Annotated in this window: 20 protein-coding genes, 1 tRNA gene and 1 pseudogene; 5 read left to right on the top strand and 17 right to left on the bottom strand. The window is 56.4% G+C overall.

Translation table 11 applies throughout. The features are described 5' to 3' along the window. Positions 1 to 400: 400 nt before the first annotated feature. A pseudogene (nhaB, locus tag ACXAD0_RS10790) lies at positions 401 to 1,941 on the top strand (sodium/proton antiporter NhaB). Between the two features lie 98 nt (positions 1,942 to 2,039). Here the strand turns inward: nhaB and dnaQ are convergent. From dnaQ to ACXAD0_RS10775, 3 genes are all read right to left on the bottom strand, one after another. Further along, positions 2,040 to 2,762 carry a DNA polymerase III subunit epsilon gene (gene dnaQ, locus ACXAD0_RS10785; protein WP_475088408.1) on the bottom strand — a complete coding sequence of 241 codons (723 nt, stop codon included), beginning with the start codon at positions 2,760 to 2,762 and terminating at the stop codon, positions 2,040 to 2,042. Further along, on the bottom strand, positions 2,762 to 3,202 hold the full coding sequence (gene rnhA / locus ACXAD0_RS10780) for a ribonuclease HI (RefSeq protein WP_475088407.1): 441 nt from the start codon (positions 3,200 to 3,202) through the stop codon (positions 2,762 to 2,764). The genes dnaQ and rnhA overlap by 1 nt, the downstream gene beginning before the upstream one ends. A gap of 63 nt (positions 3,203 to 3,265) precedes the next feature. Further along, complete coding sequence (locus ACXAD0_RS10775) at positions 3,266 to 4,054, bottom strand: class I SAM-dependent methyltransferase (RefSeq protein ID WP_475088406.1); 789 nt, start codon at positions 4,052 to 4,054, stop codon at positions 3,266 to 3,268. A 206-nt stretch (positions 4,055 to 4,260) separates the two neighbouring features. Between ACXAD0_RS10775 and gloB the strand changes: the two genes are divergently transcribed. Together gloB and ACXAD0_RS10765 are read left to right on the top strand one after the other, a co-directional pair. After that, complete coding sequence (gloB, locus tag ACXAD0_RS10770) at positions 4,261 to 5,022, top strand: hydroxyacylglutathione hydrolase (protein WP_475088405.1); 762 nt, start codon at positions 4,261 to 4,263, stop codon at positions 5,020 to 5,022. A gap of 188 nt (positions 5,023 to 5,210) precedes the next feature. Continuing rightward, positions 5,211 to 6,767 (top strand): LysM peptidoglycan-binding domain-containing protein, encoded by a 1,557-nt coding sequence (locus ACXAD0_RS10765; protein ID WP_475088404.1) that lies wholly within the window; start codon positions 5,211 to 5,213, stop codon positions 6,765 to 6,767. A gap of 132 nt (positions 6,768 to 6,899) precedes the next feature. On the opposite strand, the gene ACXAD0_RS10760 is transcribed toward ACXAD0_RS10765, so the two are convergent. The 11 genes from ACXAD0_RS10760 to ACXAD0_RS10710 all read right to left on the bottom strand — a co-directional run bounded on the left by ACXAD0_RS10760 (position 6,900) and on the right by ACXAD0_RS10710 (position 22,574). Further along, positions 6,900 to 8,789, bottom strand: a complete 1,890-nt coding sequence (locus tag ACXAD0_RS10760; protein ID WP_475088403.1) for a SurA N-terminal domain-containing protein — start codon at positions 8,787 to 8,789, stop codon at positions 6,900 to 6,902. A gap of 113 nt (positions 8,790 to 8,902) precedes the next feature. After that, on the bottom strand, positions 8,903 to 9,175 hold the full coding sequence (gene hupB / locus ACXAD0_RS10755) for a nucleoid-associated protein HU-beta (protein WP_475088402.1): 273 nt from the start codon (positions 9,173 to 9,175) through the stop codon (positions 8,903 to 8,905). Positions 9,176 to 9,571: 396 nt separating this feature from the next. After that, entirely contained in the window at positions 9,572 to 11,977 is a 2,406-nt protein-coding gene (gene lon, locus ACXAD0_RS10750; RefSeq protein WP_475088401.1) for an endopeptidase La, read from the bottom strand. A 395-nt stretch (positions 11,978 to 12,372) separates the two neighbouring features. Then, positions 12,373 to 13,659 (bottom strand): ATP-dependent Clp protease ATP-binding subunit ClpX, encoded by a 1,287-nt coding sequence (gene clpX, locus ACXAD0_RS10745; protein WP_475088400.1) that lies wholly within the window; start codon positions 13,657 to 13,659, stop codon positions 12,373 to 12,375. 183 nt (positions 13,660 to 13,842) lie between these two features. Further along, a complete protein-coding gene (clpP, locus tag ACXAD0_RS10740; protein ID WP_475088399.1) occupies positions 13,843 to 14,484 on the bottom strand; it encodes an ATP-dependent Clp endopeptidase proteolytic subunit ClpP in 642 nt (213 codons plus the stop codon). A 176-nt stretch (positions 14,485 to 14,660) separates the two neighbouring features. Further along, on the bottom strand, positions 14,661 to 15,974 hold the full coding sequence (gene tig, locus ACXAD0_RS10735; protein ID WP_475088398.1) for a trigger factor: 1,314 nt from the start codon (positions 15,972 to 15,974) through the stop codon (positions 14,661 to 14,663). Between the two features lie 192 nt (positions 15,975 to 16,166). Further along, positions 16,167 to 16,251: transfer RNA gene (locus tag ACXAD0_RS10730), tRNA-Leu, on the bottom strand. Positions 16,252 to 16,432: 181 nt separating this feature from the next. Further along, positions 16,433 to 17,608 (bottom strand): acetyl-CoA C-acyltransferase FadA, encoded by a 1,176-nt coding sequence (gene fadA, locus ACXAD0_RS10725; protein WP_475088397.1) that lies wholly within the window; start codon positions 17,606 to 17,608, stop codon positions 16,433 to 16,435. A gap of 11 nt (positions 17,609 to 17,619) precedes the next feature. Next, positions 17,620 to 19,776, bottom strand: coding sequence for a fatty acid oxidation complex subunit alpha FadB (gene fadB, locus ACXAD0_RS10720; RefSeq protein ID WP_475088396.1), 2,157 nt, complete (start codon positions 19,774 to 19,776; stop codon positions 17,620 to 17,622). 290 nt (positions 19,777 to 20,066) lie between these two features. Beyond that, entirely contained in the window at positions 20,067 to 20,657 is a 591-nt protein-coding gene (locus ACXAD0_RS10715; RefSeq protein WP_475088395.1) for a cupin domain-containing protein, read from the bottom strand. Between the two features lie 60 nt (positions 20,658 to 20,717). Continuing rightward, entirely contained in the window at positions 20,718 to 22,574 is a 1,857-nt protein-coding gene (locus ACXAD0_RS10710) for a beta-ketoacyl synthase (protein WP_475088394.1), read from the bottom strand. A gap of 149 nt (positions 22,575 to 22,723) precedes the next feature. Between ACXAD0_RS10710 and ACXAD0_RS10705 the strand changes: the two genes are divergently transcribed. Then, positions 22,724 to 23,710, top strand: coding sequence for a GlxA family transcriptional regulator (locus ACXAD0_RS10705; RefSeq protein ID WP_475088393.1), 987 nt, complete (start codon positions 22,724 to 22,726; stop codon positions 23,708 to 23,710). Here the strand turns inward: ACXAD0_RS10705 and ACXAD0_RS10700 are convergent, their stop codons facing one another. Together ACXAD0_RS10700 and ACXAD0_RS10695 are read right to left on the bottom strand one after the other, a co-directional pair. Then, positions 23,711 to 24,343: a class I SAM-dependent methyltransferase gene (locus ACXAD0_RS10700; RefSeq protein ID WP_475088392.1), complete on the bottom strand. Its 633-nt coding sequence runs from the start codon at positions 24,341 to 24,343 to the stop codon at positions 23,711 to 23,713. It lies immediately after the preceding gene. Between the two features lie 4 nt (positions 24,344 to 24,347). Beyond that, positions 24,348 to 24,815: an Hsp20 family protein gene (locus ACXAD0_RS10695; protein ID WP_475088391.1), complete on the bottom strand. Its 468-nt coding sequence runs from the start codon at positions 24,813 to 24,815 to the stop codon at positions 24,348 to 24,350. 169 nt (positions 24,816 to 24,984) lie between these two features. On the opposite strand from ACXAD0_RS10695, the gene thpR reads away from it, so the two are divergent. Further along, a complete protein-coding gene (thpR, locus tag ACXAD0_RS10690; protein ID WP_475088390.1) occupies positions 24,985 to 25,623 on the top strand; it encodes an RNA 2',3'-cyclic phosphodiesterase in 639 nt (212 codons plus the stop codon). A gap of 78 nt (positions 25,624 to 25,701) precedes the next feature. Here thpR and ACXAD0_RS10685 read toward each other — a convergent pair whose 3' ends face one another. Beyond that, complete coding sequence (locus ACXAD0_RS10685; protein WP_475088389.1) at positions 25,702 to 26,706, bottom strand: hypothetical protein; 1,005 nt, start codon at positions 26,704 to 26,706, stop codon at positions 25,702 to 25,704. Positions 26,707 to 26,973: the final 267 nt, after the last annotated feature.

Raw genomic sequence — 26,973 nt, 5'->3', positions numbered from 1 at the left:
CCCGATGATTTTTCTACTTGTACATTTGGGTCATTCGCAGCAATTCTCTTGCTGAATAGAATTCCCCCTCCAACCGGGCAAACGTATTAATACGCTTAACCTTCCAAGCTTCCACTATTTGCCCGTGAAATTCCGCCGATCAATCGACACTTTTACAGCACGCACGACAGATAGCCCAGCAGGTCGATCAGCGACGGACGCTTTGTACATTTTTCAACCAGGAATGAGCTTCTCCGCACCCCGGACCTCGGCGCATGTGCTTGATTTTTTTCGCAAACCGGGTAGCTTTCAGCGCTTTTCACGGACAACCCGCCTTTTCGTAGGGTTTTCGGCGTAAAACCCGGTCCAAGAGCGCGCCGCAGCAGGGGCAGGCCCCTGCGGCAAACCAAGGAAGTAATGAATGACGACGTACAATAACGCCCAGACAGCCCCGGCGAGCACTTTTGCCCGGGCCTTCACCGAAAACTTTCTGGGAGAAGCGCCCGACTGGTACAAGCTGGCCATTGCCCTGATGCTGGTCGTCAACCCGATTCTACTGTATGTCGCCGGCCCCTTTGTCACCGGCTGGGTCCTGATTGCGGAATTTATCTTCACGCTCGCGATGGCACTCAAGTGCTACCCCCTGCAGCCCGGCGGCCTGCTCGCCATCGAAGCGGTCGTGATGGGAATGACCACCACCGATTCGGTCTTTCATGAAATCACCGAGAACTTCGAAGTGATCCTGCTGCTGATGTTTATGGTTGCAGGCATCTATTTCATGAAGAACCTGCTGCTGTTTGTGTTCACCAAGATCCTGCTGAATATCCGCTCCAAGACCTTGCTGTCACTGCTGTTTTGCAGCGTATCTGCCGTGCTGTCCGCATTTCTTGACGCCCTCACTGTGACCGCAGTACTGATCGCAGTGGCGGTCGGCTTTTATGCCGTCTACCATCGGGTCGCCTCCAACCAGCCGCATCACGCGGATGGCCACGACCACGGCAGTGACGAGCAGGTGATCGAGTACCATCGTGAAGATCTGGACCAGTTCCGGTCCTTCCTGCGCAGCCTGATCATGCACGGCGCCATTGGTACGGCGCTCGGCGGCGTGTGCACCCTGGTGGGGGAACCTCAAAACCTGTTGATTGCAGAAAAAGCCGGCTGGGAATTCGTCGAGTTCTTCCAGGTTATGGCGCCGGTGACCATCCCTTCTTTCATTGCGGGCCTGATTACCTGTGCCCTCCTGGAGAAAACGGGCCTGTTTGGCTATGGCGCAAAGCTGCCCAGTGCCGTACGCGAAATTCTGACCATTTATGCACGGGAACAGGATGCCAAGCGCACCCAAAAAGAGACTGCCGAACTGTGGGTTCAGGGTCTGGTGGCGGTCATCCTGCTCTTTCCCTGGCCCTGCATGTGGCTGAGGTAGGCATCATTGGCCTGATGATCATCGTGTTACTGACCGCGTTCAACGGCGTGGTGCAGGAAGCGCGTATCGGACACGCGTTTGAAGAGGCTCTGCCATTCACTGCGCTGCTGGTAGTATTCTTCGCCATTGTGGCAGTCATCCACGAGCAGCACCTGTTTGAACCGATTACACAGTTCGTCCTGGGGCTGGAACCACACCAACAACCGGGCATGCTGTTCGTTGCGAACGGTATCCTGTCGATGATCAGTGACAACGTCTTTGTTGCCACGGTCTATATCAACGAGGTGAAATCCGCGTTGACTGCTGGCGAAATTACCCAGGACCATTTTTACCGGCTGGCCATTGCCATCAACACTGGAACCAACCTACCCAGTGTCGCCACACCGAACGGACAGGCCGCCTTCCTGTTCCTGTTGACCTCCGCACTAGCACCACTGATCCGCCTCTCCTACGGAAGAATGGTCATGATGGCACTGCCATACACGGTGGTCCTGAGCATTGTCGCACTCAGCTGTGTGGTATTTGTCATCGGCTCCTGATTCCGCAACTTCAGCGCAAACAAAAAAAGGCAGCCAATGGCTGCCTTTTTTTATACCCGACGCGGCATGACTTTTCGCTCAGCCGCGGAGTGTGCCGCTTACCAGAAATGTTTACCGGCACTCTTTTCCAGCATCTCCAGCATCGCCTGATGCTCCTGCTGCTCCAGTTCGCTGGCACCAACCACTGGCAATGGCGCACGACCCGAAGACAACCGACGAATACCACCGGCGACAACCTCAGCGCCCGCCTTGCCATCACCATCCTGGGCTGCGTCACTTCCAGCCAACATCAAATCTGTCTGGCCACCCGTCATCACCAGGTAGACGTCGGCCAGAATCTCCGCATCAAGGAGTGCACCGTGAAGATCCCGCTGGGAATTATCAACAAAATAACGCTTGCACAGAGCGTCAAGGTTATTCTTCTGGCCCGGGTGCTTTTCCCGGGCGAGTGTCAGCGTGTCCAACACGCCGCAATGCGCTGCGACCGAACGCCAGCGCGGGCTGCCGAGCCGCTTTAGCTCCCAGTCAATAAAGCCAACGTCAAACGGCGCATTATGAATGACCAGCTCGGCGCCTTCACAGAACGCCATAAACTCATCCGCTACTTTGGCGAAAACGGGCTTATCAACCAGAAACTCGTTGGTGATGCCGTGCACTTCGATCGCGCCGTCATCAACTTCCCGCTCCGGATTAATATATTGGTGGTAGTGACGGCCCGTGAGTTTGCGATTGACCAACTCAACACAGCCAATCTCAATGATACGGTGACCGCTTTTGGGATCGAGGCCCGTGGTTTCAGTATCCAGTACAACCTGGCGCATCAACTGTTCTCCAGCTCATCAATTCCGCGGTTCGCCAACTGGTCCGCACGTTCGTTCCCCGGATCGCCAGCGTGGCCCTTAACCCAGTGCCAACGAATTTCATGATTGGCGACCGACCGATCCAGCTCCTGCCAGAGGTCGGCATTTTTTACGGGTTTCTTCGCCGAAGTTTTCCAGCCATTTTTTTTCCAGCCGTTGATCCAGCTGGTGATACCCTGACGAAGGTATTGGGAGTCCGTGTGAAGATCGACCTCACAGGACTGGCGCAATGCGTCAAGCGCGCGAATAGCGGCCAATAACTCCATCCGATTATTGGTGGTATGGGCCTCGCCACCGAACAGCTCTTTTTCTGCCTCGCCGTAAATCAGCAAGGCACCCCAGCCGCCCGGCCCCGGGTTCCCCCGGCAAGCGCCGTCGGTATAAATGGTTACTTGTTTCAATTGAACTCGTTTTGTTCAGTCAGAGTTGAACCCGGCGGGCGATAAAAGCACACGCTTCGCCACTTATCTACGACGATGCCTGCGACGTGCCGCGACACGGGGACTGGTCGGTACCGCTGACAACGCGGGCTTGCGCTCACCGCGCCAGTTCAGCTTGATCGTGCGCATTCGCGCCACTTCCTTGCGCGCGACTATGATGTAAAACCCACCCCAAGGCAAGCGGAGACGGGCCCCCATGCGCTCCATCCAGCTCGTCTTGGCGAGCAGTTCCCGATGCTGCAAAGGAAAGCGGAAAAAGCCTCGCTCAACGGAATTTGCCTGCAGATCGAGCAGGTTCATCCAGTCTGCAACGCGGGCCGCGCGGAGCTGGTTACCGGCCTGGTGAGCGCCCCCCTGGAACAATAAACGGGAAAGACCAAGGAGCGAAAAAGGATTGAATCCGATCAGCACCATGTGTCCGCCCGGAATCAGCACCCTGCCCGCCTCGCGCAGCACCTGATGCGGATGCGAGGAAAAATCCAGTAAATGGTGCAGTACCACGACATCAATCGATTCGGAGGGCAACGGCAGCTGCTCAAACTCGACGACAGCCGCGCCGGGCTGCTGCACACAGGGGGTCAGGCGAAAGCGATGGTTGATCCGGCTGCACGCGGCGAAGTCGACATCCGCCGTCACTCCTGCCTGCATCAGATGGTAGCCAAACAGCCGCTCCACCATCGGTTGCGCAATCGACAGTTGCTGGGACAGCAACTCCTTGCCGAGATTGCTGGAGAACCAGTGCCCAAGGTCTGCACAGGCCTGGCTCAGCCCCGGATCGCTCGGCCCATCAGGACCGGATTGCATGCTCGCCATTCTTCCTCCAATGAACCCGACACTACGGGAAATTCCAACTGCGATACCTGTGGTTCTGGACAGCTATTCCAATCGGAAGCGGGATCGCGGAACCCGATTCCCTGACGTTCGCTTGGCCTCGGTTCACACCGCTGAGCCTAGAGTAACGCAATCCCGATGATCAGCGTGTGATATGGTTGCCCCCACAAGGTTAGTGGTAGCGATCAATGCTCACAATACACCCGATTCCGGCATTTTCAGACAACTATATCTGGTTACTCAGCGAAGAGAACAGGCACTGGGTGGTCGATCCTGGTGACGCAGAGCCTGTCGTAGCCGCCCTGCAAGGGCGCTCACTGGACGGGATACTGGTCACGCATCACCACTGGGACCATACCGGCGGCATTGAAGCCCTCGTTCAACGTTACCAGTGTCCCGTCTACGGCCCCGGCACAATCACTGGCATCACCCATGCCCTGGCCGACGGAGATACCACAGAGGTGCTGGGACACCCGGTTGAGGTCACTGCTGTGCCGGGCCACACGCTGGATCATATCGCCTACCTGCTCACCGACACGGCCGGCGACCAGCATCTGTTCTGCGGCGATACCCTGTTTGCAGCCGGATGCGGCAGGTTATTCGAGGGGACGCCATCCCAGATGTACCAGTCCCTGAGCCGGCTCGGGAGCCTGGCGACATCGACCAGGGTCTATTGCGCTCACGAATACACCCTCGGTAATCTCCGTTTTGCCGCCGCCGTGGAACCCGGGAACCCGGACATCGAGCAGAGGACACGCGCCTCGGAAGCCCTGCGTGCGGCAGGAGAGCCGACACTGCCGTCAAATATTGGCACTGAACTCTCCACCAACCCCTTCCTTCGCTGCCATATAAATGATGTGGCTGCTGCGGCGGTGGCACATAGTACTGCTACCTGCCCGACACCGACGGATGTGTTTGCCGCACTGCGGCAATGGAAAGACGATTTTTGAGATGGCCTTCAAACGAGAACAGTGACTCAAGGACGAGCAAAACTTTTTGCGCAAAAACTAACCAGTTTTCATTGACCCGCAGTCGCCCTCCTCTTTAGAATCAGGCCATTACAACGTATTGCTCAGGTGCGGTCATAACTTGCGCACCCTGGGCACGGGAAGCATCAAAAACGCTTACGGATACCCGCATGGTACAAAAGAAATTGGCCGTAGCAGTGTTGGCTGCGGCAGTGGGGGCCTGCGCTCAAGTGCAGGATCATCGCACAACTACACCTCTTCAAATCGCCCCGGAGCCGGCTGAAGCCGTCCCGCAGGTACCTTTGGCGGAAGCCGGGGTCGCGGAAAAGGCCCTCCCGCCGACGGACGTCTGGGAACGCATCCGGCGGGGCTTCCAGCTGGATCGGCAAGTCGACCAGCCCAAAGTCCGGGACTATATCGCCTACTACTCCCGGAACACCGGCTACATGGCCCGTGTCACCGAGCGCTCTCGCCGCTACATCTTCCACGTCGCGGAAGAACTCGAGGCGGCGAACCTGCCCATGGAGTTAGCGCTGCTGCCGATTGTCGAGAGCGCCTACGACCCGTTTGCCTATTCCCATGCCAAAGCCTCCGGCATGTGGCAGTTTATTCCCGGTACCGGCCGCTCATTCGGGCTGGAGCAAAACTGGTGGTACGACGGTCGCCGGGATGTCCATGAATCGACCAAAGCGGCTGTCAGATACTTCCAGTATCTGTCCAAACGCTTCGATGGTGACTGGGAATTGGCACTCGCCGCATACAATGCCGGCGAAGGCACCGTGCGTCGCGCTCGCGAGAAGAACGCACGTCGCGGCAAAGGTACGACGTTCTGGGATCTGAAGCTCCCGCGTGAGACCAGACGCTATGTGCCACAGCTACTGGCACTGGCAGAAGTCGTGTCTCGCCCGGATTATTACCGGGTACCCCTGCACGATGTCGCCAACCAGCCTTACTACGCCGCAGTGAATGTCGGCAGCCAGATCGACATGGCACAGGCCGCAGAACTCGCCGATATTGAAATTGACGAGCTGTACCTGCTGAATCCAGGATTCAATCGCTGGGCGACTGATCCCAACGGCAAGCACACCTTGCTGGTACCGGTGGAAAACAAGGATACCTTCCTGACGGCACTGGAACAGATTCCTACAGAACAGCGCGTAACCTGGGAGCGATACAAGATCGCACGTGGAGACAGCCTGTCGGTAATCGCGCGCCGCTACGAAACCACCGTCGCTGCGATTCGCCAGGCCAACAACCTGCGTGGCAACAGTATTCGCGCCGGCTCCACGCTGCTCATCCCTCGCTCTTCGGCCCCTCAGGGCCAATACGCGTACGCCCTTGATCAGCGGGTCAGCCGCAACGCCGCGCGGGCGGCCAAAGGTCGCTCCAAAACGTCCTATACCGTACGCCAGGGCGACACCTTATGGGATATCTCTCGCAACCTGAAGGTGTCTGTACGCGAACTCGCGCGCTGGAACAGCATGGCAACCGGTGACACTCTGCGGCCAGGACGGAAACTGGTGGTCTACACCGATTCCAGCAACAGCTCCAGAACCACGCGCAAGGTGTCTTACCGCGTTCGCAATGGGGACTCACTGTACCGGATCGCGAAAAAATTCAGCCTTGAGGTCAACGACATTCTCAAGTGGAACAAGATCAGCCGATCATCCTACTTGCAGCCAGGTCAGCGCCTGACCCTGTTTGTCGACAGCGCCTCGCGGGGGTAGACGGCTACATCCCCGCTACCCACCCAATAAAAAACCCGGCTAAGCCGGGTTTTTTATTGGGTGGCACATTGTCACCCCGAGTCGTGGGGCCATCCCGTCAGAGCGGGCGCCCCCGAGCCTTCAGGCGCTATATCAGCCGCCCGACGGCACGCCCACCGAGGGCACGTCCACATCGGCAGAATCCGACAGATATTTCTGCACGGCAGCCATTTCGGCATTGCCAATCACACTGGCGAGCTGGCGCAGCAGTGCCTGACGCTGCTCCGGTGCCTGACCCACGAGGCTACCCGGACGGACGGCACGCAGCTGAATCACTACCTGATCACCATTGCTCGCGGCAAAACGCTCGGTGCGGCTGCCACTCTCAGGCGCTGCCATCGAGAAGGCTTCAGTCACAATTTCGCCACGCTGGCCGAACCCACCACGACGGGTTTTATCGCTGGATTCAATCGTCAGCGTTTCCTGCTCAGCGATAGCGCCGAAGTCTTCTCCGGCATTTGCACGCTGCACAAGCGCGTTGGCCCGCTCGGACAGCTGCTGGCTCGCCTTGTCACGCTTGAGTGTATCGACGATGCGCGCCCGAACCGTTTCCAGCGGATAGGTACCCGCAGGCTGATGTTCGGTCACCCGCAGTACCACCGAGTGATTTTCACTGAGGTTCATCACATCAGAGGTGTTGCCATCTTCCATCACCTCTGGCGAAAACGCGGCAGATGCGACAGTGTCATTCGCAGTAATACCGGTGCCCTCATTGCGACCGAACAGCGGCGTTGTTTTCAACTCAACACCGAGCTCTTCCGCCGGACCGGCGAGATCTTCTGCGTTGTAAGCGAGGTCTGCCAGGCGACTCAGCGCATCGACAAACTCTTGCTCGGCACCGGCTGCACGCAATTCTTTCTCGATCGCCGCGCGGCGCTCCTCAAAGCTGGGAGGATTCTCTTCCTTGATTTCCAGCAGTTTGATGAAATGGGTACCGGAATCAGTTTTTACCGGACCAGATACCTGCCCGACTTCCAATGCCGCCAGTGCCTGCTCAAAGTTCTCCGGGAATACGTCACCCTCGGTGAAGCCCAGATCACCCCCCTCTTCTGCAGACACGATATCTTCAGAGAAGGACTTGGCGACTTCAGCAAAGTCGGCACCCTTGTCGAGCTCCGCCTGTACCTCAGCGATTTTGCCTTCGTCTTCTTCGATCAGGATATGCGCAGCGCGTCGGCTGGTTTTGGCCGCGGCGTTCTGTAGTTCCTGCTCGTACTGAGCTCGCACATCCTCTTCGGCAACATCAATATTCTCGGCAAAAATCTCCGGCTTTAATTCGATGTATTCAATGGCAACCTGTTCAGGACGCGCGAATTCCGCCTGGTTTTCCTGGTAATAGGAATCCACCTCTGACGCGGAAACTTCGATGCCCTCGACCACTTCGGAGACTGGCAGGATGACATAGTCGAAATCCCGCTCTTCCATGGAAATGGCAATAATCTGCTCCGCATCTGCGCGGGTGCTGAAGCTGCTGCCCGCTACGCCGTCGGCGTATTGCTGGGACACGAGGTCGCGCTCGAGAATCTGACGGAAATTCGCCGCGCTATAACCCATACGGCGCAGCGCGTCACGATAGATCTGGGGATCAAAGGCCCCGTTGATCTGAAATGCCGGCATCTGCGCGATGGTCTGGTCGACGGCAACTTTGCTCATCACCATGCCTTTTTCATCGGCAGCCTGGCGCAGGACCATATTGGAGACCAGATCCTGGAGAACCGGTGCGCGCAGGCGCTCATCGCTCAACAGGTCTTCCGGCACACTCTGCCCATATTGGTTCATGATGGCGTTGCGACGATTCTGGATCGCGCGCTGCAAATCCAGCTCGGAAATTTTTTCGCCGTTGACTTCCGCCACCTTGTTGGCGGAACCACCGCTCGAGCCGGTGAAGAAATCAATGCCGGTAACAACCATGATACCGCCGAAAAGCAGGGCGAGGATAATCGCCACAGCGCCTTTCATATTGTCACGCATGGACTGAAGCATGCTCAGCTCCGATAAGTTAACTCTTGAATTTCAAATAACCAGATACAAAAAAGGCGCATCCAGCGATACGCCTCTTTTGCTGCTTCGAATGATCAAATCGATTCGAGGCTAAATTAATTCACCGCATCCTTCAGAGCTTTACCAGCTTTGAAGTTAGGGATTTTAGCAGCTGCAATTTCAATCGGGTCGCCGGTGCGCGGGTTGCGGCCAGTGCGGGCTGCACGCTCCTTGACTGCGAAAGTGCCAAAGCCAACCAGAGCTACCTGATCCCCTTTTTTCAGCGCTTCGGTGATGCTGTCCACCATTGCGTCCAGAGCACGGCCAGCAGCAGCCTTCGGAATGTCGGCAGATGCGGCAATTGCTTCAATCAGTTCGGACTTGTTCACGCTTAATCCCTCTGTTCTTTTCTAGTGTGTCTCAAGTGCCCCCATTGGACACCTTCGGTGTTCGAGCGTTGGCCCGCGGCAACTTTGGCGCCGGCCAATAAGGGTCGTTTTATACCAAGCGCCTTGTAGCGGGTCAAGGAACCATGCGGGTTTCAGAGCAGTTACCGGAACGACTCCGAACACAACTCAGACATCCAGTTCACTTTTTAGGCGGATAACTCAACACACAGTCAACCGGCGCTTCCTCAATACACATTGAGTGGTCAGACCGGTAGCCGGTCACTACGCGCAAAGGGCAAGCTGGCCTGTCCAAGGGGCAGGAATCCGAGCAAAAGAAAAGCCGCCTCATGGCGGCTTTCTCTACGGCGTCAATGAAGATCACGCCGGACCGAACCGTCAGTGCGTTCGCATACCGCCGCGAGAGCGTTCCTCCGCCTGCTTTTGCAGGTTGGAATACTCTTCATCCGTTAACGGCTCTGGCTTGCTCTCGAGCGCCACATCCAACACCTGATCAATCCATTTCACCGGCTTGATGACCAGATCCTGGATAATATTGTCCGGAATATCCTTCAGATCGCGCTCATTGTCCGCCGGAATCAACACAGTGCGAATGCCGCCGCGATGTGCCGCCAGTAACTTTTCCTTGAGACCTCCGATGCGCAAAACCTCGCCCCGCAAGGTAATCTCACCTGTCATCGCGACGTCCGAGCGAACGGGAATCCCGGTCAGTACAGACGCCAATGCGGTACACATGGCGATACCTGCAGACGGGCCATCTTTCGGGGTCGCCCCTTCCGGCACGTGAATATGGATATCACGGGTTTCATGGAAGTCCGGAGCGATACCCAGCGACTGCGAACGCGACCGCACCACAGTCAACGCAGCCTGGATAGACTCCTGCATCACTTCACCGAGGGAACCGGTCTTGATCACCCTGCCCTTTCCCGGCACCGCAGAAGACTCAATCGTCAGAAGCTCACCACCGACTTCTGTCCAGGCTAGACCGGTGACCTGACCCACCTTGTTCTCTTCTTCTGCACGACCGAAGTCGAACTTGCGAACGCCCAGCAGCTCTTCCAGGCGGTCCGGCTGAACAATCGCCTTATTGGTGTTGCCGTCGCGCACATGCTCGGTAACGATCTTGCGACAAATCTTCGCGATTTCACGATCCAGACCACGCACACCTGCCTCGCGGGTGTAGTAGCGCACGATATCCCGCACTGTGTCATCAGCCAGCGCCAGCTCTTCTTCACCAAGACCATTGGCTTTGCGCTGTTTCGGTACAAGATAGCGCTGGGCGATATTGAGCTTTTCATCTTCGGTGTATCCAGGAATCCGAATCACCTCCATACGGTCCAGCAATGGACCCGGGATATTCATCGAATTCGAGGTACAGACGAACATCACATCAGACAGGTCGTAGTCCACTTCGAGATAGTGGTCGTTAAACGATTTATTCTGCTCCGGGTCCAGCACTTCCAGCAAAGCAGAAGCCGGATCACCGCGATGATCCATGCCCATCTTGTCAATTTCATCCAGCAGGAACAGCGGATTTTTCACGCCGACCTTGGAAATTTTCTGGATCAGCTTGCCCGGGAGGGAACCAATATAGGTACGGCGGTGACCGCGAATTTCAGCCTCATCCCGAACGCCACCCAACGCCATACGGACGTATTTGCGGTTAGTCGCACGCGCAACAGACTGACCCAGTGATGTCTTACCGACGCCAGGAGGGCCAACAAGGCAGAGAATCGGCCCCTTCACTTTCTTCACACGCTTTTGTACCGCCAGGTATTCGAGGATGCGCTCTTTAACCTCTTCCAGACCATAGTGGTCCTTGTCCAGAATTTCTTCCGCGCGCTTGAGGTCGTGACGGACGCGACTGGCCTTTTTCCAGGGCACACTCAGCATCCAGTCGATATAACTGCGCAGGACCGATGCCTCGGCAGACATTGGTGACATCATCTTGAGTTTGCCAAGTTCTGCGCGGGTTTTCTTCTCAGCTTCGGCACTCATTCCCGATTCGGCAATTTTGGTTTCGAGCTCTTCGATTTCATTGGGCTCTTCACCGATTTCGCCAAGCTCTTTCTGAATGGCTTTCATCTGCTCATTCAGGTAGTACTCCCGCTGGCTCTTCTCCATCTGCTTCTTCACGCGGCCGCGGATACGCTTCTCCACCTGGATCAGGTCGATTTCCGAATCCATCAATCCGAGCAGATGTTCCAGACGGGCTTTGACACTGGCGGTTTCCAGCAGCTCCTGCTTTTGACCGAGCTCCAGCGACATGTGGGCCGCAATGGTATCTGCCAGACGCCCGGGCTCATCAATACCGGACAAAGAGGTAATGACCTCATTGGGGACCTTCTTGCTGACGGAGACATATTGCTCAAACTGCGACATTGCAGAGCGCACCAGCGCGTCGGCCTCCGCCTCCGGTAACTCCTCGGTTTCCATGGGCTCGACTTTCGCGCGATAGTGCCCATCCCCTTCGATAATTTCGGAAATGTTGACCCGGGTACTGCCTTCCACAAGCACCTTGACCGTGCCATCGGGCAGCTTCAGCAGCTGTAACACGCTCGCCACAGTTCCGACGCGATACACATCGTCCGCGCTCGGGTCGTCTTCAGAGGCCTGCTTCTGCGCCACAAGCAGCACCTGCTTGTCGCTGCGCATGGCCTCTTCCAGCGCGTCTATCGACTTCTCCCTACCCACGAACAGCGGGATCACCATGTGCGGATAGACGACGACATCTCGCAATGGCAACAGGGGGTATTCCAGGGGGGTGTCCGATGGCTGATCCATATAACTCCTCTCGGCCCAAGTAAATGCGGCCCTACTATGTGGCGCAGAGGTCACTGAATATCAGTGACTGCGCTAAATTTCTGCTCTAAGGCTACAGATGGGGCGCCAGTCAGGCTTTTACAAGCCCTGACGGAGTCTTTTTTCCCAAGCGATCCCCTGAAGCCCGTCGAGAAACCCGATACCAAGCAGGCTAATAATATAGAGCGCCGGTCGCAGGTAGTGGCATTAATTGTGGTTACGCCGGCAACGCACCTTAGGACCACTGCAACGGCGCCGGTTTAGCCACACCCTGAGCCCGTCGCGACAACAACGAGAATCACCGCGGCCAAACAAAAAAAGCCCCAAAATGGGGCTTTTCTCAAATACAGCACGCTCCCGTATCGGGAAACACCCAGTTACTCTTCCGGCGCAGCCTTCTGAGTCGGTGCCTCGGCAGTGCCGTATACCAGCAAAGGCGCAGACTCACCCTTGATGACGGCCTCATCAATCACCACTTTGACCACATCGTCTGTAGACGGGATGTCGTACATGGTCTCGAGCAGAACAGACTCCATTATGGATCGCAGACCGCGTGCACCGGTTTTGCGCTCCATCGCCTTGGTCGCCACTGCATCCAGCGCGTCCGGACGGAAATCGAGCTCAACGCCTTCCATCTCAAACAGCTTGCCATACTGCTTGGTCAGGGCATTGCGCGGCTCAGTCAGAATCTTCACGAGTGCGGCACGATCGAGCTCATCCAGCGTCGCAGTTACCGGCAGACGGCCGACGAACTCCGGGATAAGACCGTAGCGCACCAGATCTTCCGGCTCCAGATCGCGAAGGACCTGACCAAAGTTACTGTCGCTGTCCTTGGACTTAACCTCGGCACCAAAGCCAATGCCGCCTTTTTCGGAACGGTCACGAATCACTTTATCCAGACCGGCAAAAGCACCGCCACAGATAAACAGGATGTTAGAGGTATCGACCTGCAGGAACTCTTGCTGTGGGTGCTTGCGGCCACCTTGCGGGGGTACAGACGCCACAGTGCCCTCGATCAGCTTGAGCAGCGCCTGCTGCACACCCTCACCGGATACATCCCGAGTGATAGAAGGGTTATCGGACTTGCGGGAGATCTTGTCGATCTCATCGATGTACACAATCCCCTGCTGGGCCTTGTCGACGTCATAGTCACATTTCTGCAGCAGCTTCTGGATAATATTTTCGACGTCTTCACCGACGTATCCCGCCTCGGTCAGCGTCGTCGCGTCGGCGATGGTGAACGGCACGTTCAGCAGACGGGCCAGGGTTTCCGCGAGCAGGGTTTTACCGCTACCCGTGGGTCCGACCAGCAGAATGTTCGATTTGCTGAGCTCTACGTCATCTTTGCGCGCGTTGGTTTTGGTACGCAGACGCTTGTAATGGTTGTATACCGCAACTGCCAGTACGCGCTTGGCGGCTTCCTGGCCAATCACGTACTGATCGAGGATCTCGGTAATTTCACGGGGGGTGGGCAGCTTGCCCTCTGAGCCCTCGGAAGTTTCCTGCACCTCTTCTCGAATAATATCGGTGCAAAGTTCAACACATTCGTCGCAGATAAAGACAGAAGGACCCGCAATCAGCTTACGTACTTCCTGCTGGCTCTTGCCGCAAAAAGAACAATAAAGCAGTTTGCCGTTATCCTCTCCACCGCCCTGATCGGTCATTCAATTACTCCGTCCTGTTCCGGTCAGCCGGTTTACCGGCGCCTTTTTCTGTTTCTGTGTTCCTAGGAAGATGAGGTCTTTCGGCGCTTTTTTCAAGCCCTTTCACGACAAACACCCTTGTTATATACGCGGAGACAGCCAAACCAGTTGACCAAACTCCGCGAAGATTTAGAGCGTGCCGGGTTATTTATCGGCAATCTGGCGACGGGACAATACTTCGTCGACCAGTCCGTACTCCTTGGCCTCATCCGCACTGAGGAAATGATCGCGCTCGGTATCCCGCTCAATATCAGCCACACTGCGACCGGAGTGATGCGCCATCAACTCATTCAGGCGCTGGCGAATTTTCAGGATTTCCTGAGCGTGAATATGAATATCTGAGGCCTGCCCCTGGGCACCGCCACTGGGCTGGTGAATCATCACGCGGGAATTCGGCGTCGCGTAGCGTTTGCCCTCGGCGCCAGCTGTCAGCAAAAATGCCCCCATGCTGCACGCCTGACCAATACACATGGTACTGACATCCGGCTTGATGAACTGCATGGTGTCATAGATGGACATTCCAGCGGTCACCGACCCACCGGGAGAATTAATGTACAGATGGATATCCTTGTCCGGATTTTCCGCCTCAAGAAACAGCAATTGCGCCACTACCAGGTTGGCCATGTGATCTTCCACCTGACCCACCAGGAAAATCACCCGCTCCTTGAGCAGACGCGAATAAATATCGAATGAGCGCTCGCCGCGGGCAGTCTGCTCAATAACCATTGGCACCAACCCTGAGGCGGTCGGCTCTAATGCAAAATTGGGGGAATCAAAGCGTGCCATAGATACCATTGCTTCCTTATTTGGCGTGTAAGGCAGGACCGAATAGCAGTTTTTTGCCAACGGTAAGAAAATCTTTTTCTGAGCTTAACCGGTCACGAAGCAGAATGCCAGCCGGCTAATTAGGAGGGGATAAGGGAACGACGGCCGCAAGAGCGGCCGTCGGAACACATGCGGAATCAGCCCTGTTGCTGGGGCTTAATTACGTCGTCGTAAGTGCTTTCTACGTCTTCAACCTTGGCAGACTGAAGAACAAAATCTACAACCTGGTCTTCGAGTACTACAGACTCAACGCCACCCAGCAATTCGCGATTGCTGTAGTAGTACTCAACAACCTCTTCCGGCTGCTGATAGGTAGAAGCCAGCTCTTCCACTTTGGCCTTAACGCGATCGGCGTCAACTTTCAGGTCGTGCTGCTTGACGATTTCGCCAACAACAAGGCCCAGTACAACGCGACGCTTTGCCTGATCTTCGAACATGTTGTCCGGTAGGAACTTCTCCGCATCTTCCGCTTTGATCTGTCCACCGAACTGCTGAACCATTTGCCCGCGCAGGGTGCTGACCTCACCGGCAACCAATGCTGCAGGCAGCTCTACCGGGTGCTTTTCGAACAGCTGATCCATTACCTGGGTTTTCACCTGATTCAGAGCAGCATTTTTCAGCTCACGGGTCATGTTGTTGCGAACTTCTTCGAGGAACTTCTCCTCACCGCCTTCTTCAACACCGTAAGTTTTGAAGAATTCTTCGTTCAGCTCGGGCAGCTCAGGCTTTTCGGAAGCAGTCACCTTGATGGTGAATACCGCGTCCTTACCCTTCAGGTTTTCGGCCTGGTAATCTTCCGGGAAAGTCACTTCGACTTCTTTCTCTTCGCCCGGCTTCATGCCGATAATGCCGTCTTCGAAGCCAGGGATCATCTGGCCAGAACCCAGTACCAGCTGATGACCCTCAGCCTTGCCACCGTCAAACTCTTCGCCATCAACACGGCCCAGGAAGTCGATCACGACGCGATCGCCCTTCTGCGCTTTGCGCTTGGTGTCCTTCCAGCCTGACTGCTGCTTGCGCAGCACTTCGACCATGTTGTCGACGTCTTTGTCAGTTACTTCAGCGGTAGGACGCTCCACTTTGATTTCAGCCAGATCCGTCAGCTCAACTTCCGGGTAAACCTCAAAAGTGGCAACGTATTCCAGGTTTTCACCCGGAGCTGTCTGCTTGGCTTCAATGCTCGGCTGGCCGGCAGGCTTAACCTGCTCCTTCTGCACCGCCTCATAGAATGAGCGGCCCATTACCTCACCGAGAACTTCCTGGCGAACACCAGCGCCAAAACGCTGACGGACAACTTTCATCGGGACCTTGCCCTTACGGAAACCGTTGATACGGACGTTCTTAGCGGCTTGCTGAAGGCGCTTGTCCACTTCTTGATCGACGACTTCCGCCGGCAGATTGACCGTTAAGCGACGCTCCAGGCCGGAAGTTGTTTCGATGGAAACCTGCATCTTTATCCTCGTGAGACTCTCTAGACTCTTCTAGTGCGCCGCAGCGCAAACATCCATTGGCTGTCGGACCCAACCGAGCAGCCCTTGCGCGGACACATCCGGCCACAAACCCGGGCCACAGCGAGTGTCCGAAAACGCTCACGGCCCGCCAACACCACACATCCGGTGAAGCGAGCCGCGAAACTGTATTCTTGGTGGGGACGGGGAGACTTGAACTCCCACACCTTACGGCACCAGAACCTAAATCTGGCGTGTCTACCAATTCCACCACGTCCCCGTTGCATCCCGCCGCTAAGCTCTTGATATTTATGCAATTTCACATAAAGACCGTGGAGCCCCGCGGCAAGGGGTGCAGATTGTGCCACAGGCGCCTAGGCGCTTCAACAAAAGGCAGCGCCTGGAGGCCCTGAAACCACAAAGGGCGCCCAAAAGGCGCCCTTTTCCAGCGTTAAGTGCGCTTAGACACGCTCAACGATGGTGGTAATGCCCTGCCCCAGGCCGATACACATGGTGGACACACCCAGGTCTCCACCTTCGTTCTGCATCACGCTCAGCAGGGTTCCGGTAATCCGCACGCCGGAACAACCGAACGGGTGGCCCAACGCAATTGCACCGCCGTACAGGTTGACCTTCTCATCCATCTTGTCGAGGAGATTCAGATCCTTCAGTACCGGCAGCGCCTGCGCTGCGAACGCTTCGTTGAGCTCGACGCGATCAATATCGTCGATGGACAGACCGGCATTTTTCAGCGCTTTCTGGGTAGACGGCACCGGACCGTAGCCCATGATGGACGGATCCACGCCAGCCAACGCCATTTCACGAACCTTGGCAATCGGGGTCATACCCAATGCTTGCGCCCGCTCAGCAGACATCACCAGCATCACAGAGGCACCATCGGTAATCTGGGAAGAAGTACCGGCAGCCACCTGACCATGCTTCGGATCGAATGCCGGACGGAGCTGGGCCAAGCCTTCAACCGTGGTATCCGGACGAATGGTCTGGTCTGTTTCCACGAGAATCGGTACGCCGGCCTCGTCGTGACCCTCAATCGCGATAATTTCGCGGTTGAACTTTCCATCCCGGGTCGCAGCCGCAGCGTGCTGATGCGAACGAGCACCAAACTCATCCATCTGCTGACGCTGGATACCATGCATCATCGCCAGATACTCTGCGGTCATGCCCATGGAGCCGGCGGCCTTGGCCATGTTGCGACCCAGCATCGGGTTCGGGCTCACATGCTCCATCATGTTCAGGTGACCCATATGCTCAACACCACCGACCACATAGACATCGCCCACGCCAGCTTTGATGTTGGCCGCCGCAGTGTGCAGGGATGACATCGAAGAGCCGCACAAACGATTGACCGTCTGCGCTGGAATGGTGTGGGGCAGACCTGCACGCAACAGAATGAAACGCGCTACGTTGAAGCCCTGCTCGTCACGCTGCATCACACAGCCCCAGATCAGGTCATCAATCTCGGCCGGATCCAGCTTCTCGTTGCGGTCGAGGAATTTCTTCAGCAACTCGGCAGACATATCGTCGGCCCGCACATTGCGGTATACGCCATTCTTGGAACGCCCCATTGCAGTTCGGGCGTAGTCAACAATAACGGCGTCTCTCGGATTCAAACTCATGCTATTTCTCCTCACTTGTCGCCGTAGTAGGTTGCGCCGCTAGCGGCCATTTCACGCATACGCTCGGTCGGCTTGTACAGCTCACCCAGATCGGCGTACTTGTCTGCCATCGCAACAAAATTATCCATACCAATGCTATCCAGCCAGGCGAAGATACCACCGCGGAACGGCGGGAAGCCGATGCCGTAGATCAGTGCCATGTCGGCTTCCGCCGGAGAATCGACAATCCCCTCTTCCAGGCAGCGGGCCAGCTCGGTTGCCATAGGCACCATCATGCGCGCAATGACGTCGTCGTTTTCAAACTCGCGGCGATCGGCGACATGCGCTTTCAACAGATCGTAAGACTCTTCCGTGGCAACCTTCTTCGGACGCCCCTTCTTGTCCTGCTCATAGTTGTAGAAGCCCTTGCTGTTTTTCTGGCCGTAACGGCCCGCTTCATACATAACGTCAGAAGCAGCAGTAAAGGTCTTGCCCATACGGTCCGGGAAGCCCTCGGCCATCACCTGTTCTGCATGTACGCCGGTATCGATACCAACAACGTCCATCAGGTAAGCCGGACCCATCGGCCAACCCCAGCGCTCCATCACTTTGTCGACCTGCTGGAAATCCGCACCATCGCGAACCAGCATGGAGAAACCAGCGAAGTATGGGAACAATACGCGGTTCACCAGGAACCCGGGGCAATCGCGCACAACGATGGCCTTCTTACCCATTTTATTGGCGTAGGCCACGACACGAGCCACAGCATTGTCGGATGTCTTGCTGCCACGAATCACTTCCACCAGCGGCATTTTGTGCACCGGATTAAAGAAGTGCATGCCGAGGAAGTTTTCAGGGCGCGCAAGCGGCTCCGCCAGAAGGTCGATAGAGATCGTAGAGGTGTTGGAAGCGATGATCGTATCGTCGGAAACCTTGGTCTCCGCCTCTTTCAATACCGCGTGCTTCACCTTCGGGTTTTCGACAACCGCTTCGACAACAACGTCGACATCGTCGAACCCGTCGTAACTCAGCGTCGGCTCGATTCGGTTCAGAACCTCACCCATCTTGGCGGGGGTCATGCGACCGCGATCTACCAGCTTGGCAAGCAGCTTACTCGCTTCATTCAACCCCAGGTCGATACCAGCCTGAGCAATATCCTTCATTTTGATCGGGGTGCCCTTGTAGGCGGACTGGTAAGCGATACCCCCACCCATGATGCCAGCACCCAGCACTGCAGCGCGCTCGATCTTCTTGTCCGCTTTCTTTTCCCAACCTTTTGCGACCTTACTGATCGCCTGATCATTCAGGAACAGGCCGACGAGGGACTTGGCGGTGCCAGTCTGGGCACATTCGATGAACTTCTGCTGTTCAAAACTCAGCGCCTCTTCCCGGCTTACCTTGTAGCCCTGCTCAATGGACTCAATCGCCTTCACGGGTGAAGGATAATTGCGCCCGGCCTGCTGACCGACAAACGCCTTGGTGGTAAAGAAGGCCATCAACGCTTCGGTATCGTTAATCGGGATCGGCGACTTTTTGATTTCACGGCGTGACGCATAGTCGAGCTCACCGCTCATCGCGCGCTTCAGCAACGTGATCGTCGCTTCATGCAATTTATCGGAAGGCACTACCGCATCAACGGCATGTGCGGTCAGCGCCGCATCCGGCTTCTGTTCCTTACCGGCTGCAATCCATTCGGCGGCAACATCAATACCGACGACACGCGGCAGGCGCACGGTGCCACCCCAACCCGGGATCAACCCCAGCTTCACTTCAGGCAGCCCCACTTTTGCCTGATCACCCATTACGCGGAAATCGCAGCCGAGGCAAACCTCGAAGCCACCACCCAGCGCAAATCCGTTAATCGCTACCGCAGTCGGTACGTTGAGATCTTCCAGGCGATTGAAGTTCTCGTTGTTCATATTCATCAGGCCGGAAATGCCGTCAGCACCCGCAGAGAACGCATCGCCAAACTCGGTAATATCCGCGCCGACAATAAAGACGGACTTTCCACTGGAAAGCAATAAGCCCTTGATGTCGCTATTTGACTCGATCACGTCGAGCGCTTCGGACAGTTCCTGTACAGTCTGGCGATTGAATTTATTGACCGATTCGCCCTGCAAGTCGAATTTCAGCTCGGCGATACCGTCGTCCAGCATCTGCACCGTAAGTGCCTTGCCATTGAATAACATTGAATGACCTCTTGTATTCGGGGCCCGTTGGCCCGGGGTCGAAATTTATGTAAGGCCAGTAGCACACTCTATGCGGGAACTATCCCAGATGTACCAGGCCGCGCTTAGTATAGACAGATTCAAACACACGTTTGAATACCATAAGTGACAAATTTGGTGGCGACATTGCCAAGTAAAGGCCGTGTGGATACTGCGTCACCGGCAAAAGCGCATGGAAATTGAGCAGGTTGAGCAATCTGCGACCGCCCGGGCCGCCCCCACGTGTCAGCAGACCAACCGACGACAGAACGCTAGATACTGGGGGGCGTATTGGCACTCACCAACACGCAATCGACATCCCCGGGGTTGCGGAAGCGATGTGGCAATCGACTGCTGAAATAGTAGCCGTCCCCAGGGCCAAGCCGGCTCTTTTCTGCCCCGACCGTGACCTCCAGTTCACCAGAAACGACGATTCCGCCTTCTTGCCCATCGTGACTCAACAGCTCGGGGCCGGTATCGGCACCCGGGGGATAGACCTCATGCAGAATGGACATCTCCCGCCGGGAGACACCCGCTGCCAACAATCGGTAACAGATATTGCCCGCTCCCACGTTCGGCATCTCTTCCGAGCGGAAAAAGACCTTCGGATTATCAGACAATTGAAAGGTAAAAAAGTCAGCCAATGACATTGGAATGCCATCGAGGACTTTTTTGAGGGAGCCGATGGAGGGGCTGACTTTACCCTGCTCAATCAGACAGATAGAGGCGTTGGTGACCCCAGCGCGCTTGGCCAGCTCCCGCTGGGACCAGCCATGCATCTTGCGCACCGATTTCAGCCGGTCACCCACGTCGTCGGTACCGGAAGAATCGGCACCCTGAAGCCTGGTTTCACTTTCGTCCATGTTGCGCCCCTTTGCTCCTGCGTCCAGTCTAAGCGATTGTGACGCGGCGAGAAAAGACGCTCAGCACATGTCCTCAAAGGGATTCTCTGCGGGCAAGCTGACTTCCGGGATACCCGGCAGGCTCATCGCATTGCTGGAGATCGCGATATCGTCTTCGTTTACGAGCCTCTCACCAAAACGATAGATCGCATTCAAATCACCAGCCGACGCCCGCGAATTGTAAGCTTGCGCCTGTTCGACCACGGACTCATTGCGCGCACGATAAGCCGTCATACTGCGCTCTCCATGCCGTTTTGCCAGCATACGCTCAACGAGATGCGGCGCCAGAACACTGGCAGTGGCATTGTTACCACCAAACCCCTTCGAATTGAGGAAGGCTACGTCCAGAGATTTCGGATCTCGCTCGCGGTGCTCAAGCGCGATATCCAGGTGATCGTGATGGACATCGTCAGCGATGCGATCAATGGTGGTAACCCCGGGCAAGATACCGCGATCAAAGATGCCAAGGCTGGTGATCAGCTGATCACCGCTTGCCGCGGCTACTGTATGCCCCAGATACGCCTTGACCGCGCACACCGGCCAATTTGAGATACCGAACGCCGGTGCCAGACGATCGAAAATTGCCGACTCGGTCACCCGGTTTTGCGGTGTACTCGAGCCATGCGCCTGAACAAAGCTGCGCTGCTGCAAGCTCTCTTCACCGACGATCGCGCGGGTTTCCGCCAGTGCACGGGCAACGGTCAGATAGTTGCCCGGCCCTGGCGCGGAAATTGACTTCTTCGTCCCATCGGCATTCACGAACACGTTGGCCACCGCTCCGTGGATATTTGCGCCAAGCTCCAGGGCCAGTGCGTCATCCATCAAAATCGCCCACTGACTCCCCTCGCCCAGGGTAAAACCACAGTTATCTCCGAAGGGACGACTGGCACGACGGAAATCGATGTCGCCATCAAAAATCTTGTTTAACCCGTCGAGGTTGGCCAGGGCGCCCATCGTGGTGTAACCATCAACCGCCTCTGGAACCAGGGGTGCTTCTGCGGCACCCACGACGGCGACGCGCGCACGACCACTGCGAATATCCTCTACCGCCGCACGGAGGTTATACAGATAAGTGGCGCAAGCCCCGGCCACAGCGCCGGTGGTACCAACACTGCCCAGTACGTAGGCATTGACGAAGTCAGCCGGCATGCTGGTCAGGCCCAGTGCGAGCTGCTTGGAACTGACACGATTACCGCGCAGGCGCGCCTGCAGCAGACCACCGTTTCCGTAGGGGTCGAGCTGGCTCATCGCTGAACTTGCGTACACCGAGATTTGCTCGGGACCCGCCGCCGCTACCACAGCCTCCCAGTCGATACCCATCGACTGGACAGCGTCTGAGGCGCCAAGAATCGCCAGCTGCAATCCACGCGGATGAAAGCGCGAGTTGTATTCGATGCTGGGCTCAAAACCCGTGGGCAACTGCCCCGCAGACGCCACGGGGATTTCACGATAACTGTCCAGCATCACGGACAGATTGCCACTGTGCACACGCACGCGCCCACCTTCGAGCGGTTCAACCCGCCAATCGCCAGGCAACGGATCTGGCAACTGCCGTGCCGACATTTCAAACGTAAAACCGTCGGTATTGGCCAATTCCGCTGGCTGGTGGAAATGACAGCGACGATAATCATAGAAACGTGGTTCGAGTTCCCGGATCAGCGTACCGGCAATCACCTGCGCCTCGAGTTCTGCGGATAATGGCGAGGACGCCGCGGCCCCGGTGCGCAACCCCATGAGCGCCGCCAGGTCAGATAGCGTTTCCTGTCGCTCTGTCGCCCCCAGCTGATCCAGCACCAGGCGGCGATAGCCGTGGTGGAACGAACTGCGACCCGCGGGATTAAATCCACCGAATGCGGTGATGACTGGAAGGCGTTGCATCCTGACCTCCGGCGAAAATGCCGAGTAATTGACTAAATTTGGAACGAGGTCAGTTTAGGGGGTGGCGATTCGGCCTAGTTATGGGCATACTGGCCAGCAAAATTGAGTTTCTGGCCAATCGGTCAATTTCTGCAGCGTCTTGAGAAGTAATGCGTACTGTCACTTTTATCTTGATAGATCAGATGCTCGCTAGCGGCACGGTCTTACCCCTTGAAATGTTGCGCGGCGCAGACAGCCGCGCGAGGGTCGAAGGCAATCCCGATAGCCTGAACATTGTCACGGCCAGTATCGATGGCCAAGCAGTGACAACCCGCTCGGGCTTTCCCCTGCAACCGGATGTATCCCTGGCAGACGCGCCCGACAGCGACATCATTTATTTACCCGCACTTTGGCGCAATCCGCGCCCTGCGCTCAAGCAGGGGAAACCGCTGCTGACGTGGCTGCAGCAACAGTCCGCGCAAGGCGCTGCTATCTGCGCGGTGGGCACAGGGGTCTGCTTCCCTGCCGCAGCGGGCTTGCTCGATGGCAAACCGGCGACAACCCACTGGCATTATTTTGACCGCTTCGCCGCGGACTATCCCAACGTACAGCTCAAAAGGCAGTATTTCATCACCCAGGCCGACAAGCTGTTTTGCGCGGCCAGCATCAACTCTCTCGCGGACGTCACGGTTTACTTGATTCGACAGCTATTCAACGCTGCAGTGGCGAGCCACGTGGAGCGGAATTTCTCCCATGAAATTCGCCGACCTTTTGAAGAGATCGCGTACTCAGAAGGCGCTGTACACCTGCACCCTGACGAAGAAATTGTCGAAGCCCAGACCTGGCTAAAGGAACATTGCAGCGAAGAGGTCAAATTGAGCGAAGTCGCCAAGCAATTCGACATGAGTGTTCGCTCGTTCAATCGCCGCTTCAAGCTCGCGACCGGACAAACTCCGCTTCAGTATTTACAGAATGTTCGCGTCGATATGGCGAGAGAGCTGCTGCAATCAAGCAACTTGTCAGTGAACGAGATTGCCGAGAAAGTCGGCTACCAGGACATGGGGCACTTTACCGCCCTGTTCAAGAAATTCCTCTCCACCACCCCAAGTGAATACCGCACTACCGTGCGGGCAAAACTGTTTCGGGTAAACACCTGATCAGTGTTTGTGAAGAAAAATGACATCTGCGCCGTGAAACTCCAGAGTGGCACCCCACTCTCTTGCCAGCCACTCGAAGGTTGTCCGAGAAAAAAAGCAGATGTGGGTTGGATCCCGGATATAGTGCCATTGCGCAAACCGCTCCTGCGAGACAACAAGCTTTGTCATCAGAGCCAGCACCCCGGGACAATTTAATGCGTCCCACAATCGCTGGAGCTCCTGCCCAGGCGCAGCAAGATGCTCAACCACTTCCGTCGAGGCGATAAAGTCATAGCGCTGACTGAGTACTGTCTCATCTGCCGCGTAATAGCAGTCATAGACAGCCATCTGGTGCCCGGCCTCGCTCAGAATCTGTGCCAGTAACGGTGCCGCGCCGCAGCCAAAGTCCAGCCCCCGACTTCCCTCCTTGATTGCCGCCAACAGAGGAGTGGCACAGCGTGATAGAAACCGGCGATAGCCTTCATCCTCGAGAGAGTTCTCGTGAAGATCGTAATAATCGCGCTCTTGTTTGGGCGTGAGGTGGTAGCGAGCGGGAACGAAAACCAGTGCGCAATTGGCGCACTGGAGATATTCCCGATGTCGATCGGAATGGTATGGGTGCGCGGCCGAATGGCCGCACAGGGGGCACTGCATTCAATCAGGCCGCACGTTCACTGTCGGCGGTTTCGGCCTGCAACAAATTGCCGCCACCAATACTGATTTTGCGCGGCTTCATCTGCTCTGGTATCTCGCGCACGAGATCGACGTGCAGCAGCCCGTTCACCAGATTAGCATCCACGACTTTCACATGGTCAGCCAGTTGGAACCGTCGCTCGAAGTTACGCGCAGCGATTCCGCGGTGCAGGAAATTGCGCCCCTCGGTGTCGTCCGCTTTGTTACCGGTGACCGTCAGCTTGTTCTGTTCGAGTTGAATATCGAGCTCGGATTGCTCGAAACCGGCTACCGCCATGGAAATTCGATAATGGTCCTCACCAGTCAACTCGATGTTATAGGGAGGGTAAGCAGGTTGGTTTTGCTCGCTCGCGCTCATGCCGTCGAGCAGGCGAGCCATGCGATCAAAACCGATGGCGGAACGGTAAAGTGGAGAAAAGTCAAAATTACGCATTGTGATATCCTCAATTCAGAGCAATATTCAAAAATTACCCGTCTGATCGACCGGGCGTTTCACAAGGGCACCTCAATTGAGCCTGCCCTCTGACAATAGATATGGGGGCACCCCCCACTTGTTCAAGGGACGCAGAGAAAAAAATTAATAGTGAGGGAAATGCACAGCCATGCCCGAAACCAATGACCCGCAAACCTTCGACTCACCGCCCGAACCTGCCGAAGAAGCCCAACGGGATGACGCGTCGGTGCGCCTCTTTATTGGCATCCGCCCAGACTCCCGCACCCAGGCATTCTGTGACGCCCTCGTCAGATCGATAGAGCCCGGTTTGGGCAAACGCCCGGTGCGCTGGACCAGCGCGACGAATCGGCACTTAACACTCGCCTTTTTGGGGGAAACCGCCAAATCACTGATCCCTCCACTGGAGCAAGGCATCGCTACTATCGCCGGACAACATGCGCCTTGCTGGGGACGCATCGTCTCTCTCGCCCCCTTTCCCAAGCCACGCTCTCGCCTGCTGGCAGCGGAACTATTGACCAATCCCGAGCTTGACCGCTTACACGATAGCTGCCGGCAACTGATGATCGATCTCGGCCTGACACCAGAGGGGGCACGTTACCGTCCACACTTCACCCTTGGCCGCAACCGATCAGGGTTTGGAGGCGTGAGACCGTACCCCCTGGATCAGGTCGTCGCGCTCGACAACCTGGTATTGTACGAGAGCCTATTGGCACCCGGTGGCAGTCAGTATGCACCGATCTTTGAGTGTGCTCTCAGTGGCCCGGCAGATGCCGAGGCAATCGACTGACAAAGCGGCTATCGCCCCCAAAACAAAAAAAGCCCGCATATGCGGGCTTTTACGATCACACCGGGACACCGTCGCGATCTATTCTTCCACGAACGACAGGGCGTACTCGGGATACATGATCAGCCGGGGGCGAGATACCCGCCGGGCATCCAGAATAAATACATAAGGCTCATCGGCATCTTCGGCCGGAATCGTCCTGCGGAATTTCCAGGTGTTCGATGCCTTCACTTCAAACGTCTGCACCCCTTCCTTCACCGGGGCAACTGCCCGGTAATGGTTGTGCCCCAGGTATTCGAGCGCAATGCGCTCTCCATCGGAAAAGCGAATCGTAAGCTCTTTGAATCTCTGACCGCGCGTGTCGGATTTTTCCAGCATCACTGACATTCGGTTCTGTTCACGCGTGACATAAGCCAGCAGATCGGGATCGATTTCTCGCTCAACCCCGCTCTCAACCGGCTGTTGCATTGCTGCCTCAGCCGGTTCTTGGGTCACTGCCGCCACTGTGGGGGCTGGGACACTGGGCTTAGTGACTGCTACCGCCGGCTTGGGCGCGCGCTTTGCGGCCTCTGCGCGAGCAAGCATGTCGGCCACCAGTGTCTCAACTTTGCTCTTTTGTGCCTCGATACGGGCCTTTGTCGACTCCATGTCTGCAGACGCCGCTTCCTGCTCCGCCTTCAACTTGGATTGATTTGACTCAAAAAAGTCCACCCGGCGCCGACGACTATCGACACCGCGTTCTGCCATCGCGAAGGCATGCTTGGCCTTGCGTAACTGGCGCTCGGTATCTTTGGAAGCCGCCGTCGCGTGCTCTCGCTCGACGCGGGTCAACTCGACACGGGCATCCTCATAGTTCTTGCGCGCACCCGCCAGATCCTGCCGAGCTTCGTTCAACTTGTAATCAAGCGCGAGCAGTTCATTTTCGTAATCTTCGACTTCTACAGCACGGTTTTCCAGTGACTGCTCCAGTCGCGCCAAGCGGTTCTTCTCTGACTCCAATCCGGAGGTCGATTGCGCTGTCGCTACCCCACCCCACACGATGGAGGCTGAAATGAGTATCGATCGGCCGAAACGCGCCAATTCCATAGTTACTTCCTACTTTCGTATTTTTTCCTGAAAACCCATCCACACAGGGTCGTTGCGCCAACCCCTGCGTCGCCCACTCCCTGCAAATCCTGCGCCAGTCCGTAGAAACAAATGACAGCAAAGTCGCGGCGAAAATGTCGAAAAACACCGACAAATCTTGATAAAGCGGGATTTTACCCATCCAGCCAACCCCATCGCAATGGCGCAATCACCCCCTGCAGCTGACAACTTCGACGAACCATCGACGTCGTCACATTCTGCGCTCAA

This window comes from Microbulbifer sp. ABF4_148, assembly GCF_056158985.1.
The sequence above is the reverse complement of the archived record's forward strand: the minus strand, read 5'-3'. Positions and strand labels throughout refer to the sequence as shown.